Here is a 13,910-nt window from a genome sequence, read left to right on the forward strand (position 1 = left end):
AGCGCGCCTATTAGCTCTCAGGCTGTTTTGAATTAATCGCTATTTTCGTCATTTATCGCTTGCCGCTTGCACTTGACGTGGTAGGGTGTCAATATGGCATGCGCCACCAAATCTAGACTAGGCCGGGTCGCGCCATTCTTGTCCTCGTACACCTTGGGCGTGAGACTCCCCGACAACGCGACTGAATCGCCATCCTCCAAGGCCAGTAGCGCGGCCTGCGCTTTTTCATCAAAGGCAATCACGCTGCACAAAAGCATGTCGCCATTGCCAGCCGTGACTTTCACCTTGGCCGTGGTATAGGTGTTCTCCGTCTTGCCGATACCCTGTTTAGAGGTGCCGTAGAGCTTGCCAGCGATCAATGCATCAATCATTTTGTACCTCGTTCATGGGGTTTGTTTCGATAAATCCCTTGCAGCGGTGCAGCACCTCAATGCCGCCCCCGCTAAAAGGCTGTTTACCCTGTACGCAGCGACCACCGTAGAAGCTCGCACATTCCGCGCAACTGCGCCGGTCATCGTCTTGTCTATCCCGATACACCAGGCGGCAAGCGGCCTTCTCGGCCTGAAAGCTTGGGATCCCCTTCGCTTCAAACTGGCGTAGACGTTCCATACACAATTCACCTTCCTGTTCCGTCCAGGCCGGTGTACTCCAGTTCGGATTATCGGTATGCACCAGGCGCAAAACAAGCGGCTCGGTTTTGGGTTTTAGGCTACTTGCTACTGCTACAGTTGCTATTGTTGCTACAGTTGGGGGCGTTTTGGGCTTATCTGTAGCAGGTGTAGCAACTGTAGCAGTAGCATCTTGCCCATTCAGGGCTTTTTCGAGCATCGCCATCAGGCCCATGATTCGCTCCCTTCCAAGAGTTTTGGATTAACGACAATGAGGCTTTTCCTGCCATCCTTGGCCAGGCCGGCGCGGTCGGCATCGATTAACTCTTGAAGCACTGGCGTGAGTTGCGCGGCCTTGCGCAATTGCGTTGAAGGGAAATACTGCAATACCTCACGGGTGCCAATCCGATTAGTACGCTGTTGGTTGCAGCGCTCAATCAACCATGCGTCCAGCCGGGCGGCCAGGCTCAAGGCCGGGTCTTGCCCAAGCTCGGTTAACAGGCGTTTGGATTCGCTCAGGTGCCACATGGCGACCTGGCAGGCGGCTTGCATAGCGCTGGCGCTTATGGCTCCACTCGGGCCATGCTCGTACAGGTGAAACAGCGCTGCAATCCGAGCGGCGTTATCGGCTGTCTTGCTGGCTACGTCCTTCACGTCGGCCAGGCTGCCCATCGGTGCAAGCTGGCTTTCGATAAGGTTGTAAGCCTTTACCCATACCTGTTTGGCGTCCGGAGATAATTCCAGCATGGCGGGCGCCAATCCGTCGCCAGTATCATCAAATGGCATAGGCTCGGTTAGCAGTTGCGTCAGCCGCGCGTTAAACCCGGCAAGCCCGGCCATCGCATCATCCGGCTCTTGATACTGACGGGTGCCTTGTGTCGATTCAGGCCACGCCACCAGAAACCTGGCCAAGAAACCAGAACCACGCGCCAGGTCGCCCGCCTTAATCATGAAACCGGCCAATACCGGGTATTGCACTTGTAGCGATACCGTCAACCTGGCGTTGCGTACCACGAAGCTCTCGACACTGCGGCGGCTAACCTTCTGCACGCCCCCATCCCACAGTACATTTAACGCGGCCAAATTGCGCATCACCGAATCACTGCCCATGCCGTGACTACCAAATACAGTCCCGGCCTCAGAACTGATAACGCCTCCACTCGGCCATTTTTTAGCCAGCCCATACGTCAAGGCTTCGGGCGTGGCATCGCCATACAGCAGCTCCGGCACCTTGGGCGCGATGGGCTTGGCGTGCTCCAGGTCGCGCAACGTGCTTTCTATTTCAGGCTTGGGCGTGCCTTTCTTGGCAGCGGCCTTGATCGCCTCCATCGTCCCGGCCTTTTTGGCAGACCATGCCTGTAAATCGGCCTGATAGGCGTCTACGTCGGGTTGCATAGCTTCGGCCTGTGCGGCCTCGTAATGGCGTACCGCGCGGGTAAAGAATCCGTCTACCGTGGTCTTGCGCTCGCCAGAATCGGCCAGCACCAGGGCGAACAACGACACAGGCCCGGTCAGGTGTTTATTGCGGGCGACATTGATATGCGCCTGCCCTGCCAGCGATAGCGCGGTTAATGCACTGGTGGCCACCATCGCCACGGGTGCCTGGGTTGTCGCCTGAACATCGGTTACGGCATTAAGTAGGCCGGGCGGCAAGGCATCCAGCGGATACGATTCCCGTTCGTAGCTCACGCCCCCCAAAGGCAGCGGATCAGCCCATTCAAGAGGTTTCACATTATCGAGATTACGTACCTCGGCCATCGCGTTCATGCGATCACTCCTTGCATCATTAGTTCGTCGGCCCAATCTGTGCCAACACTAGGCGGTATATGAATGCGTGCGGTAAAACCTTGACGCGTCAGGCGTTCGCCCAATTGCGCGGCGGCTTTCTGGCCGGTGCCGCTTTCGTCGTTGTCCGCAAAAACATAGAAATGTTTGATTGCTAGGGGCGGCTCGAATGCGGCCAGCCCATGCGCCGATACGCACGGCCAGACGGGCAAGCCAAAAAGAATAGATGCGGCAATGGCGGTTTCAACGCCTTCCGCTACCCCAAGCCCCAAGCGGCCATCGGGGCGCGGCGTAGGCGTGCCGATTTTGATCGAAGCCCCCGCCATCATGCCCGCCGATGCGAACAACTTCTTGACTGTCGGCACGGCGGCCTTGCGACCATCGTGAGTTAGATACGTGCGGTGTACGTTGACTAGCTCGCCGGTCGGTGAGGTGACGGCGGCCAGCATTGCAGGGAACTGCCCGACATGTTCGCCATCGTTCCAATAATCCAGCCCGGCGTGATAACGCAGTACGCCCGTGTCCGGCACCACCAAACCCCGACGGATTAAATACTGGCCCGTTGGATCGCTCTCGGTGATGGGGGCGGCGCTATTCCAAAGCGTCATGAGCTTGGCGTGATTCTGTGCCCACTGTACGAGCCGGGCTTGGCGGCGTTCCTCCTTGGCTCGCTCGATTGCGCGTTGCGTGGCGGCGCGTTGTTCGAAGGTTTGCAGACGGCTCGCACCAGATACCCAAGCACCACGCGAATCTTGACGCCAATCACCGTACACGCAACTGATACAGTCGCCATCATCAAAGACGCGATACCAGCCCGATTTTTGCAAGCCCTTGTCCTCATCGGTTTTGCAGCGAACCAGGCGGCCCGGCTCGATATGCTCCACTACCAGGCCCGCCGATTGCATGGCACGTTCCAACTCGATATGTTGAATAGTGTTCATACGCGCCCCCTTGCGGAAAGCCAGCGACACACGCGCCGCCAAAGCCAGAACAAAGCAATTTGCAAGCCGCTCATAGTTCAGCCCTCCCGATTGGCTAAGCGCCACGCCTGCGGGTCGGCTAAGAACTCCTGCACCTGCTCGGCACGCCAGCCCGTGACGCGTTCGCTGATCTTGACGGGCTTTGGGAATTTGCCTTTACGTACCCATAGCCAAATAGTCGATTCACCGACACCGCTAGCTTTCGCCACAACGGGGCATCGTGCAAAACCAGATTCGGGTAATGGCGGAATGGATGCGCGGGATCGGGGGCGCTGGGTAGCTACGCTGGTAGCCTGTACCGGTTTGGGCACAGGCAACTTATTTGCATTTTTGGGTGTACTGGGGATCATCGTCTATTACCTCGAAGTGAGTTGCAATAGACGCCATTGAGCCAAAAATAATGCTGTTCAAACAGGCAGGTTAGTTAAGAAAACAGCTCCCCTATTTTTCCGTAAACAGTAGGGGTAGTTAACGCAAAGAACAGTGGGTACCGTTTCGCAAACCCGCATAAATAAAGAGTTTAATCTCTGGGGGGTGTTCTGGTTGGTGTCTTTGGCGCGCCGCCGTTTTTGTTCCAATTGGCAACCGTTGCGCATCTCTCTATTGCCTCTTTGCCTAAGCCACCATATTCAGCAGCATGTTCTGTTAACCACTTTCTTAGGGCAGGCTTAACAGCTTTGCCGGTTATCAGAGGATCGCCATTTCCGGTCACTGCTTCCCATGCTGCGGTAGTTGCCCGTAATTCGATTGGAGACAAATTATTGTTTTCATCTAAATACGGTGCATAAGCGATCTTAGGGGTCTCTTTCACAGAAACTTCTATGATGCCGTCGCTCGCCAAAGTTACTGCTTTAATAAATTCGCCATCTTTTTGTCTTTTATGTGGTGGCAAAATTAGGATTATGTTTTGCTTTCTAATCCAGCCGAAAAGTGACTGCCGCGTTATCGTCGAGCCGCTCGTGTCTATGTCGGCCCATGTATGGCGAGACTCATCAAATTTAGCAATATACGATTGCCCATCGTAATTTGTTTCAATCACATGGATATGTGATGCGGTCAAAACGCCTCTAGCTATCGCCGTAGCTATGGCACGCTGATAACCCTTCGCAGTTTTCCATCTTGGGTGATCCCATTCTTTTAGCTGCTCTATGCCGTCGGGATAGTCGTAAGGGTCGATTTGAGCCATTAACAACGCCGCTTCATAAACCATAAATTCTTCGACATGCTTCCAGTGATCTAGGTTTGGATATTCTTCTGCCATAAATACCGCCCGTTCGAGTGCGTCCCGTTCATAAACAAGATGCCAGCGTCGAATCGGTGAACATGTCGGTTTTCGCCCCATCGGGCGAGGCGCTGACGGTAAACATTTTACTGTTTATGCATACAGTTTGCTATAACACCGTGCAATACCCGTTATCCAGCCTTGGCGGTGCTGATCGAGACGACGTTATCAACACTCAAGGCGTCTAAGTGATCAGCCCAACTTTGCATCATCTTGCCCCGTGGCGTCAGGTACAACGCATGGTTATAGGCGGCGCTTACTTGGTCGCGCTCTTGGTGCGCTAGCTGCAATTCAATATGGGCATGGTTAAAACCCTGCTCATGCAAGATGGTAGAGGCCACACCCCGAAAACCGTGCCCAGTCATGCGCCCCCGATAGCCCATGCGATACAGTGCATACAGAATTGTGTTATTGCTCATATGGCGCGACTTGTACACATCGCCCGGAAACACGTAATCGCTACCAAAGGAAATAGCCTTGAGCTTTTCCAGCACGGCCAGGGCTTGCTTGCTCAATGGCACGATATGAGGGGTTTTCATCTTCATGCGCTCAGGCGGGATATTCCAGCGCTGGGCGTCAATATTAAACTCTTCCCACCTGGCCGCGATCAATTCGCCAGTACGAACGAAGGTTAGCGCCATCAGTTGCATGGCCAGCCGGGTATGCTCACCGCCTACATAGCCATCTATGTCTTTTAGGAGCTGCGGCAAGTCCTTTTCTTCGATCCGTGAATAATTGCGCTTCTTGCGTGGTTGCAGGATGTCGCTGGGCCTCACGTCGGCTACGGGGTTGCGTTCAGTCAAGTCATGGGCCACCGCATACCGCATAATCTGATTGCAGGTCTGCAAGGCGCGTTTGGCAATATCCAGGGCACCACGCTTTTCTATTTTCTTGACGGCATCCCGAAACATGGACGATGTGATACCCGATATAGGCCGCTGCCCGATCTCGGGAAACAAATCCGCTTCCAGCCGCTTTAAGACATACTCCACGTGGCGCTCACTCTTATCCGCCTTCCAATGCTTGAACCATTGGCGAGATACCGTCTCGAACGTGACGGTACTTTCCAGCTTTTCAGCCTTGCGCTGCCCCATAGGGTCCTGGCCGTCGTCCAACAACTCTTTGGCCGCCTGATGCTTGGCGCGCGCTTTGGTCAGGCTTACCGTTGGGTAGACGCCATAGGCAATCGTCTTGCGCTTGCCCTGATAGCGATAATCCCAGCGCCAATACTTACCGGCTGGTTTGACCTCCAAATACAGCCCTGTGCCGTCCCGTAGCGCATAGGGCTTTTCGGCGGGCTTGGCCTGCCTAACCTGGACATCGGTGAGTGCCATGACGGTATTTTTCCTGATGACATTTCGAGATACGGTCAAAAGTACCGCCAAAGTACCGCCCATGTCAATGCATGACGTTATAGGCTAATAGACAACAAAAAACCCGCTGATCTAATGTTCATGCGGGTTTCGTGTAGGGTAATGCAGGGTATTGAATGCTAAACTGGCGGACAGAGGGGGATTCGAACCCCCGATACGCTATTCACGTATACACGCTTTCCAGGCGTGCGCCTTCAACCGCTCGGCCACCTGTCCTAACCTGCGCATTTTCCAGAAAAATGCGCGAAGTCCGCTATTCTAGCAGAATCGGGCGCCCAAGTTTCGCGCACGGCATTTCAACGCTTTGATGGCAAGGGGCCCCAGGCGCCAACCCGCCCCCTGAGGCCAACGATTCAAGCGGCTGTGGCCCCCAGCATCCGCTCCACATACCGGGCGATCATGTCGATTTCCAGGTTGACCTGGCTGCCGGCCTTGAGGTGCTTGAGCGTGGTGACTTGCACGGTATGCGGAATCAGGTTGATGCGAATCTCGCAGCCCTGCGCGTTATCGTCAACCTGATTGACCGTCAGGCTTACGCCGTTGACGGTGATCGAACCTTTGTAGGCCAGGTACTTCGCCAGCTTGGCCGGTACATCGATGCGCAGATCCCAGGATTCGCCCACGGGCTCGAAACGGCTGACTTCACCCAGGCCATCCACGTGTCCCGAAACCAGATGGCCGTCAAGGGAATCGCCCAGCTTCAGGGAATGCTCCAGATTGACCTCGCCCGGCACGTCCAGACCGGTCGTGCAGTTCAGGCTTTCGCGCGAGACATCGACTTCGAAAGTGGCGGCGCCCAGTTCGACGACGGTCATGCAGGCCCCCTGGATCGCGATGGAGTCGCCCAGGCGGGTCTTGTCCAGGGAGAATTCGGAGGCATGGATCTGCAAGCGAACCCCTGCGTCTTCCCCGCCGTTTTCCAGAGGACTGACGTGTACGATATTGCCGATGGCAGCGACGATTCCTGTGAACATTCTTTTACCTTTCTGCTGATTTTTTACGATGATGCCGGCATGGCGGCCCTTGCGGTCGTCACAGCGAAACTATCATTAATTCATGCTCGGGCGACTATAAGGGCCGCCCGTTCATTTCACAAAAAATTCCTCTACGATTTCACTCGGGATGTCCCTGGGAAACGCCGGCAGGCTGGACGGCTTCGAGCAGCGCCCGCCAGCGTTCACCCAGACGGGCGCGCAGGCGGATGTCGGGCGCGAGCATGCACGTCTCGAAGAACTCGAAGCGCACGGCCTGCTCCAGGCTTTCCAGGGCGGGCAGGCGCGCCATGGGCAGCGCGTCGCCCAACAGCATGGGCGCCATGTACACCAGCAACTCATCGACACATTGGGCCTGCAGCAAAGCGCCGTTCAGCCGGGAACCCGCTTCGACATGGACTTCATTGATTTCGTTGGCGCCCATCCAGCGCATCATTTCCGCCAGATCGACACGGCCGCCGCCACGGGGCATATCGGTACGGCCCACGCCCGAAAGCGCTTCGTTCGGGCCATGAACGGCGGGCAGTTCGATAACCTGCACATTGCGGCCGGCCAGGCGCTCTGCCTTGGCCGGGTCGCTGCGGCACGTGAATACCCAGGTGCGGCCGCCGTCAAGCAGGCGGGCATCTTCAGGGATTTCAAAGCGTGTATCGACGATTGCCTTGATGGGTTGGCGATCGGTTTGCACATGCCGCACGTTCAGTTGCGGATCGTCGGCCAGAACCGTGCCCACGCCAGTCAGCACCACGCAGCTGCGAGCCCGCCAATGGTGGCCATCGGCGCGCGCCTGCGTACCGGTAATCCACTGCGATACGCCATTATGCAAGGCGCTGCGGCCATCGAGCGAGGCGGCAAGCTTGAGCCATACCCAGGGGGTTTTGCGGGTCATGCGGGCGATAAAACCCGGATTGATTGCCAGGGCCTCGTGTACGCATACCGATGTCGTGACGGCAATGCCGGCCGCCCGCAGGCGCGCCAGCCCCTGGCCGGCAACCAGCGGATTCGGATCGAGCATGGCAACCACCACGCGAGCCGGCCGGGCCTCGATCAGGGCGTCGACGCAAGGCGGTGTCCGGCCATAATGGCTGCAGGGTTCGAGCGTAACGTAGACTGTCGCGTCGGCCGCGTCGTGCCCACGCCGGCGCATATCGCGCAGGGCCATGACTTCGGCGTGCGGCCCGCCCACGGCCTGAGTCGCCCCCAAACCAAGCACTTGGCCGTCGCGGACAATAATGCAGCCGACGCGCGGATTGGGCGCCGTCAGGTACAGCACCTGCGCGCCCTGCTCAATAGCCTGGCGCATCCAGTAGGAGTCGTCGAAAATGGTGGAAGTATTCACAGCATCGATTGTAGCGGCAGGACTGGCCGCGCAAGCATGGCTCGCGACCCGCATCGACACGGCCCGGGCCGATTACGATTTGGACGGAACCTGGATTTCATCGATAGCCTTGACGAACTCGCCGATGTCCTCGAAGCTTTTATACACGGACGCGAAACGCACATACGCCACTTGGTCGAGTTTCTTCAGCTCGGCCATTACCAGCTCGCCCACGTGCCCCGAGCTGACCTCGCGCACTCCGCTGGTCAGCAGGCTTTCTTCGATGCGGGCAACAGCGGCGTCGACATCATCGGTGTTGACCGGCCGTTTACGCAAAGCCAGGTTCAGGCTGGCGCGCAACTTGCCGGTTTCGAACTCGGTACGCGTGCCATTGCGCTTGACCACGGCGGGCATGACAAGCTCGACCCGCTCATAGGTTGTGAAGCGCCGGTCGCACGCCGTACAGCGCCGGCGCCGGCGTATGGTATCGCCCTCTTCCGAGACTCGGGAGTCGATGACCTGGGTATCGAAGCTACTGCAGAACGGGCATTTCATCGTAGCGCTTCAGGCCCGGCCGGCAAACCGGGTCTGCCCTGTGTTAACGGTATACCGGCAATCGCGCCGTCAGTTCATTGACACGCGCGCGGACATCGGCAACCACGGCCTGGTCGCGGGGATTGTCGAGCACATCGGCAATCAGGTGCGCCGTGAGCTCGGCTTCGCCCTCTTTGAAGCCACGCGTGGTCATGGCCGGCGTACCCAGGCGGATGCCGCTGGTGACGAATGGTTTTTCGGGGTCGTTGGGAATGGCGTTCTTGTTGACGGTGATATGCGCCTGCCCCAGGACGGCTTCGGCTTCTTTGCCGGTAATGCCCTTGGGACGCAAGTCGACCAGCATGACATGGCTTTCGGTGCGCCCGGAAACAATGCGCAAGCCGCGTTCGACCAGGGTGCGGGCCAGCACATCGGCGTTCTTGGCGACCTGGGCGGCATAGACCTTGAATTCGGGAGACAGGGCTTCTTTGAACGCAACGGCCTTGCCGGCAATCACGTGCATGAGCGGGCCGCCCTGTATGCCGGGGAAAATCGCGGAGTTCACCACTTTTTCGAACTCGGACTTCATCATGATGACGCCGCCGCGCGGTCCGCGCAGCGACTTGTGCGTGGTCGACGTAACGAAATCGGCGTGAGGGACGGGATTGGGATATACACCGCCTGCAACCAGGCCGGCGTAGTGGGCGATATCGATCATGAGCAAGGCGCCGTTATCGTGCGCAATGCGTGCCATGCGCTCGAAATCGATGCGCAGCGAATAGGCCGAAGCGCCGCCCACGATCAGCTTGGGCTTGTGTTCTTTGGTGAGCTGCTCGAGCTGGTCGTAATCGAGCACTTCGTTGGCATCCAGACCATAATGCTTGAAGTTGTAAAGCTTGCCCGAGGCATTGACCGACGCGCCATGCGTCAGGTGCCCGCCCTCGGCCAGGCTCATGCCCAATACCGTATCGCCGGGCTTGAGCACCGCCATGTACACACCCTGATTTGCCTGGGAACCCGAATTCGGCTGCACATTGGCCGCCTCGGCGCCGAACAGCTGCTTGAGGCGATCGATGGCAAGCTGCTCAACGATGTCGACGTACTCGCACCCGCCGTAATAACGCTTGCCGGGATACCCTTCGGCGTACTTGTTGGTCAGTTGCGTGCCCTGGGCCTGCATGACCGCCGGACTGGTGTAGTTTTCGGAGGCGATCAATTCGATATGCTGTTCCTGGCGGACATTTTCTTTTTGAATCGCAGCCCAGACTTCGGCATCGACTTGATCGAGAGTACGTGAACGGTCAAACATTTGGCATCCTAGGTTTTCGGTATGGCGAGGGGAACAAAGCAGCTGATTTTAACGCGAATGCCTCTATTTTTACCGAAGCCTCCGTGGAAACCGCGATGGAAAGCATCTTTCAAGCTATAAATGCCTTGAAAATCGGCGCTGCCTCACGCCAGCTTGAGTAAAACTCATACAAGCCGGCCAGACCGCAGCCGGACTTCAGGCTTTGCCCGCCAGGCGGGGATTGAGCGTATACCAGCCGGACAAGGAGGCCTGATCCAGGATATGCCCTTTTATGGCTTTCAGGACATCGGCGCCGCCAAAGCGGCCTTCAAGCGGCACATGCTCGATGTCCAGCGCATACACAGTGAAGATGTACCGATGCGGCAAGGCATCGTTCCAGGGAGGGCAAGGGCCGTCGTAGCCGAAGTAGTCGCCGCTCATGTCGCGATCGCCCGCAAACCAGGACGTGTAGTCGTTGATCCCCTGGCGCGTATCGTTAGGGGCCAGCGGACCGCCTTTGCCCCGGGGGGTAATGCCGTTTGAATAAGCCCCTTCGGCTATCTCGGTGGCAGTCGCCGCAATATCGACCAATACCCAGTGATAAAAATCGACGCGCGGTAAATCGGCGGGCACTTCACGCCCTTCCTGGTTGACGTCATCGGGCTTGCTCGGCACATCGGGATCATGGCAGATTACTGCGTACGAGCGGGTTTCCGCCGGTGCGCCGGACCACGCCAGGTGAGGATTGGCGTTGTCGGCCAGGGCCACATGCGCCGGCCCATCAGCTTTACCGAACGCATTGCGCTCGGGGATCATTTGCTGGTCAGAAATCGACACACTGGTGAGCTTCATGAAAACCTCCTGAGTTGGCGAACTAGCCATTTAACGTAACGCGGGCAAACTTGCGCTTGCCCACTTGCACCACATAAGTTCCGGCGGCGAGCTGCAGCGATTTGTCTTCAATGCGATCGCCGTCGACCCGCACCCCGCCCTGCTCGACATTGCGCTGCGCCTCGGAGCCCGAGGCAACCAGGCCCGCTTCGCGCAAGACCTTGAGAATGCCCAATGGCGCGCCGCCGATCTGGACCTCGGGCATGTCGTCGGGAATGGCGCCATCGCGAAACCGCGCCTCGAAATGAGCCAAAGCGTCGTGCGCCGCCTGCTGCGAATGGAATCGCGCCACGAGCTCCTGTGCGAGCAGCACTTTAGTATCGCGCGGATTACGCCCTTCCTTGATCTGTTTTTGTAACAATTCTATTTCATCCAGCGAGCGGAAGGACAGCAACTCGAAATAGCGCCACATCAGGGTATCGGAAATCGACATGAGCTTGCCGAACATCGAATCGGGTTTTTCGGAAATGCCTATGTAATTGCCCTTGGACTTGGACATTTTATCGACACCGTCGGTACCTTCCAGCAAGGGCATGGTAAGGATGCACTGCGGCTCTTGCTTGTACTCTTTCTGCAGCTCGCGCCCTACCAGCAAATTGAATTTCTGATCGGTGCCTCCCAGCTCGAGATCGGCCTTGAGGGCCACGGAATCGTAGCCCTGCATCAAGGGATACAGGAATTCGTGCACCGAAATGGGGATGCCGCCCTTGAAACGCCGGGTGAAGTCTTCGCGCTCCATCATGCGCGCCACGGTATAGCGCGATGCCAGTTGAATCATGCCGCGCGCGCCCAAAGGATCGCACCATTCCGAGTTGTAGCGGATTTCGGTCTTGGAGGGATCCAGCACCAGGCTGGCCTGGGCATAGTAGGTTTTCGCATTTTCCTGGATCTGTTCCGCCGTCAGCGGCGGGCGAGTTGCATTGCGCCCGCTCGGGTCGCCTATCATGGAGGTGAAATCGCCGATCAGAAAAATGACCTGGTGGCCCAGATCCTGGAGCTGGCGCATCTTGTTGAGCACCACCGTATGGCCCAGATGGATATCCGGAGCGGTGGGATCCAGGCCAAGCTTGATGCGCAGAGGGACGCCCGTGGAGCGGCTGCGGGCGAGTTTCCTGACGAATTCGGATTCAACCAGCAGCTCGTCGCAGCCACGCTTTACAACGCGCAGATCGGCTTCGACTTCAAGGGTAACAGGGGCTTCGGTGGACGACATGACAGACCGTTTAGAATAAGAAAAACACAAAAAATAACTCGAAAATTCGAGCCTGATGCGTTAGGATAACGTGCGAACAGGATCCCTGCACACAGACAGGGACCGTGTTTCGCATCCAGAAACTCGATCTTATCAGAGTGCTTGCTGGCTCACCCGGACAAGCGCCTTCCCAGCGGCAATCGCACCCGGGTTCGCAGCATCATCCATCAAACGAATAACTAGGTTTTGGCTTTATGTTTAAAAAAGGGACCATCAACACTCCCTCCCAGACAGGCATGCGCCCTGTCCGTCACCGCACCTCCGCTTATATCAGAAACAGCTTCCTGTTCGTAGCGCTTGGCCTGTTCGCCACCGCCGCCGCGCTGGCCGTCGTGGACCCGAACAACGGCACCACCGAACTGCCATTGATCCATGCCGCCCGGCAGACCCTGGCCCTGCCGGAGCCGTTTCCGCTGCCCATCGGCGATTTCGACACGCCGTTCATCAGCGAAACCCAGATCCGTCCGGGCGATACTTTGTCCGCGCTGCTGCAGCGCCTGCGCATTCAAGAACCCAGGCTGCAACAATTTCTGGCACACGACAAGAACGCTCGCGCCATATACAAGCTGCAGCCAGGACGCACACTGCAGGCGGCTCTCGACAAGGATGGCCGCCTGGTGTGGCTGCGATATAACCACACCCCAGGAACCAATGAAAACGGCCATTTCGTTTCGAAGTGGCTGGAAGTGAAGCCCGATGGCAAAGGCCAGTTTGCTGCAGCCGAACGCAGCGAAGCCGCCGATACACAAATCCGGGTCGCCGAGGGCGTCATCAGCAGTTCGCTATTCGGAGCAACCGATGCTGCCGATATTCCCGACGCGATAACGCTGCAAATGACCGACATCCTTGGCAGCAAAATCGATTTCATGCAGGACATCCGACGCGGCGACCGCTTTCGCATCATCTACGAATCGTACTCGCACGATGGCATGGAAGTCGGTGCGGGCCGTATCCTGGCGCTGGAATTCATCAACCGGGATCACCCCTATGAAGCCGTCTGGTTCGATCCCAAGGATAGCTCGGGCGCCTATTACGACTTCAGCGGCCACAGCCTGAAGGGCGCATTCCTGCGCACCGCGCTCAAATTCACCCGGATCAGCTCTACCTTCGGCATGCGCATGCACCCCCTGCACCGCACCTGGACAGGCCACCAGGGTGTGGATTACGCGGCGCCCAAAGGCACACCCATTCATTCCACCTCCGACGGAGTCGTGGAATTCATGGGGCAAAAAAACGGCTACGGCAACGTCATTATCATCAAGCACGGCAAGCACTACTCGACTCTGTATGCTCATCAAAGCAGGTTCGCTTCCGGCCTCAAACAGGGCGAGACCGTCGAGCAGGGACAGCTCATAGGCTATGTGGGGGCGACCGGTTGGGCCACCGGCCCACATTTGCACTACGAATTCCGCGTCGACAATCGCCCAATCGATCCGCTGTCGGTAAATCTCCCCATTGCTCACACCCTTGAAGGCCCCGAGCTCAAGACCTTTGAACACAGCGTTGCAAGCTACCGGGAACACATACACCTGCTTGCCGAATTGCAAAGCCAGCAGCACGTCGCCAGCCGTTAAAGCCATTGAACGCCTGATCATGAAGCCTTCCAC

Annotated in this window: 15 protein-coding genes and 1 tRNA gene; 2 read left to right on the top strand and 14 right to left on the bottom strand. The window is 57.5% G+C overall.

Features of this window, described 5'->3' with window-relative positions; genetic code table 11:
* Positions 1–32: 32 nt before the first annotated feature.
* The 12 genes from LSG25_RS11715 to glyA all read right to left on the bottom strand — a co-directional run bounded on the left by LSG25_RS11715 (position 33) and on the right by glyA (position 10,181).
* On the bottom strand, positions 33–371 hold the full coding sequence (locus LSG25_RS11715; RefSeq protein WP_232741113.1) for a single-stranded DNA-binding protein: 339 nt from the start codon (positions 369–371) through the stop codon (positions 33–35).
* Positions 364–843: a hypothetical protein gene (locus tag LSG25_RS11720; RefSeq protein WP_232741114.1), complete on the bottom strand. Its 480-nt coding sequence runs from the start codon at positions 841–843 to the stop codon at positions 364–366. The genes LSG25_RS11715 and LSG25_RS11720 overlap by 8 nt, the downstream gene beginning before the upstream one ends.
* Positions 834–2,375 (bottom strand): YfjI family protein, encoded by a 1,542-nt coding sequence (locus LSG25_RS11725; RefSeq protein WP_232741115.1) that lies wholly within the window; start codon positions 2,373–2,375, stop codon positions 834–836. Before LSG25_RS11725 ends, LSG25_RS11720 begins: the two co-directional genes overlap by 10 nt.
* Positions 2,372–3,334: a toprim domain-containing protein gene (locus LSG25_RS11730; protein ID WP_232741116.1), complete on the bottom strand. Its 963-nt coding sequence runs from the start codon at positions 3,332–3,334 to the stop codon at positions 2,372–2,374. Before LSG25_RS11730 ends, LSG25_RS11725 begins: the two co-directional genes overlap by 4 nt.
* A 77-nt stretch (positions 3,335–3,411) precedes the next feature.
* Positions 3,412–3,723 (bottom strand): helix-turn-helix transcriptional regulator, encoded by a 312-nt coding sequence (locus LSG25_RS20510; RefSeq protein WP_370635857.1) that lies wholly within the window; start codon positions 3,721–3,723, stop codon positions 3,412–3,414.
* A 170-nt stretch (positions 3,724–3,893) separates the two neighbouring features.
* Positions 3,894–4,634, bottom strand: coding sequence for a hypothetical protein (locus LSG25_RS11735; RefSeq protein ID WP_232741117.1), 741 nt, complete (start codon positions 4,632–4,634; stop codon positions 3,894–3,896).
* Positions 4,635–4,786: 152 nt separating this feature from the next.
* The gene (locus tag LSG25_RS11740; protein WP_232741118.1) at positions 4,787–5,989 is read right to left on the bottom strand and encodes an integrase arm-type DNA-binding domain-containing protein; all 1,203 of its coding nucleotides are present in this window, start codon (positions 5,987–5,989) and stop codon (positions 4,787–4,789) included.
* A gap of 164 nt (positions 5,990–6,153) precedes the next feature.
* Positions 6,154–6,244, bottom strand: a tRNA-Ser gene (locus LSG25_RS11745).
* Positions 6,245–6,381: 137 nt separating this feature from the next.
* Positions 6,382–7,002: a riboflavin synthase gene (locus LSG25_RS11750; protein WP_232741119.1), complete on the bottom strand. Its 621-nt coding sequence runs from the start codon at positions 7,000–7,002 to the stop codon at positions 6,382–6,384.
* A gap of 139 nt (positions 7,003–7,141) precedes the next feature.
* Positions 7,142–8,359, bottom strand: a complete 1,218-nt coding sequence (gene ribD / locus LSG25_RS11755) for a bifunctional diaminohydroxyphosphoribosylaminopyrimidine deaminase/5-amino-6-(5-phosphoribosylamino)uracil reductase RibD (RefSeq protein ID WP_232741120.1) — start codon at positions 8,357–8,359, stop codon at positions 7,142–7,144.
* A 72-nt stretch (positions 8,360–8,431) separates the two neighbouring features.
* Positions 8,432–8,893 carry a transcriptional regulator NrdR gene (gene nrdR, locus LSG25_RS11760; protein WP_232741121.1) on the bottom strand — a complete coding sequence of 154 codons (462 nt, stop codon included), beginning with the start codon at positions 8,891–8,893 and terminating at the stop codon, positions 8,432–8,434.
* A 43-nt stretch (positions 8,894–8,936) separates the two neighbouring features.
* Entirely contained in the window at positions 8,937–10,181 is a 1,245-nt protein-coding gene (glyA, locus tag LSG25_RS11765) for a serine hydroxymethyltransferase (RefSeq protein WP_232741122.1), read from the bottom strand.
* On the opposite strand from glyA, the gene LSG25_RS11770 reads away from it, so the two are divergent.
* On the top strand, positions 10,166–10,342 hold the full coding sequence (locus tag LSG25_RS11770; protein WP_232741123.1) for a hypothetical protein: 177 nt from the start codon (positions 10,166–10,168) through the stop codon (positions 10,340–10,342). The genes glyA and LSG25_RS11770 overlap by 16 nt on opposite strands.
* Positions 10,343–10,376: 34 nt before the next feature.
* On the opposite strand, the gene LSG25_RS11775 is transcribed toward LSG25_RS11770, so the two are convergent.
* On the bottom strand, positions 10,377–11,012 hold the full coding sequence (locus LSG25_RS11775) for a YbhB/YbcL family Raf kinase inhibitor-like protein (RefSeq protein WP_232741124.1): 636 nt from the start codon (positions 11,010–11,012) through the stop codon (positions 10,377–10,379).
* 22 nt (positions 11,013–11,034) lie between these two features.
* Positions 11,035–12,264 carry a tyrosine--tRNA ligase gene (gene tyrS / locus LSG25_RS11780; RefSeq protein WP_232741125.1) on the bottom strand — a complete coding sequence of 410 codons (1,230 nt, stop codon included), beginning with the start codon at positions 12,262–12,264 and terminating at the stop codon, positions 11,035–11,037.
* A 233-nt stretch (positions 12,265–12,497) separates the two neighbouring features.
* Here tyrS and LSG25_RS11785 point away from each other — a divergent pair, with 233 nt between their 5' ends.
* Complete coding sequence (locus tag LSG25_RS11785; protein WP_370635858.1) at positions 12,498–13,877, top strand: peptidoglycan DD-metalloendopeptidase family protein; 1,380 nt, start codon at positions 12,498–12,500, stop codon at positions 13,875–13,877.
* Positions 13,878–13,910 lie beyond the last annotated feature (33 nt).

Source organism: Paralcaligenes sp. KSB-10 (assembly GCF_021266465.1).
Taxonomy (GTDB): Bacteria; Pseudomonadota; Gammaproteobacteria; order Burkholderiales; family Burkholderiaceae_B.

Excerpts from the sequence above, each read along its gene's own strand:
- LSG25_RS11715 (WP_232741113.1), bottom strand. The coding sequence starts at position 371 with ATGATTGATGCATTGATCGCTGGCAAGCTCTACGGCACCTCTAAACAG.
- LSG25_RS11720 (WP_232741114.1), bottom strand. The coding sequence starts at position 843 with ATGGGCCTGATGGCGATGCTCGAAAAAGCCCTGAATGGGCAAGATGCT.
- LSG25_RS11725 (WP_232741115.1), bottom strand. The coding sequence starts at position 2,375 with ATGAACGCGATGGCCGAGGTACGTAATCTCGATAATGTGAAACCTCTT.
- LSG25_RS11730 (WP_232741116.1), bottom strand. The coding sequence starts at position 3,334 with ATGAACACTATTCAACATATCGAGTTGGAACGTGCCATGCAATCGGCG.
- LSG25_RS20510 (WP_370635857.1), bottom strand. The coding sequence starts at position 3,723 with ATGATCCCCAGTACACCCAAAAATGCAAATAAGTTGCCTGTGCCCAAA.
- LSG25_RS11735 (WP_232741117.1), bottom strand. The coding sequence starts at position 4,634 with ATGGCAGAAGAATATCCAAACCTAGATCACTGGAAGCATGTCGAAGAA.
- LSG25_RS11740 (WP_232741118.1), bottom strand. The coding sequence starts at position 5,989 with ATGGCACTCACCGATGTCCAGGTTAGGCAGGCCAAGCCCGCCGAAAAG.
- LSG25_RS11750 (WP_232741119.1), bottom strand. The coding sequence starts at position 7,002 with ATGTTCACAGGAATCGTCGCTGCCATCGGCAATATCGTACACGTCAGT.
- nrdR (WP_232741121.1), bottom strand. The coding sequence starts at position 8,893 with ATGAAATGCCCGTTCTGCAGTAGCTTCGATACCCAGGTCATCGACTCC.
- glyA (WP_232741122.1), bottom strand. The coding sequence starts at position 10,181 with ATGTTTGACCGTTCACGTACTCTCGATCAAGTCGATGCCGAAGTCTGG.
- LSG25_RS11775 (WP_232741124.1), bottom strand. The coding sequence starts at position 11,012 with ATGAAGCTCACCAGTGTGTCGATTTCTGACCAGCAAATGATCCCCGAG.
- tyrS (WP_232741125.1), bottom strand. The coding sequence starts at position 12,264 with ATGTCGTCCACCGAAGCCCCTGTTACCCTTGAAGTCGAAGCCGATCTG.
- LSG25_RS11785 (WP_370635858.1), top strand. The coding sequence starts at position 12,498 with ATGTTTAAAAAAGGGACCATCAACACTCCCTCCCAGACAGGCATGCGC.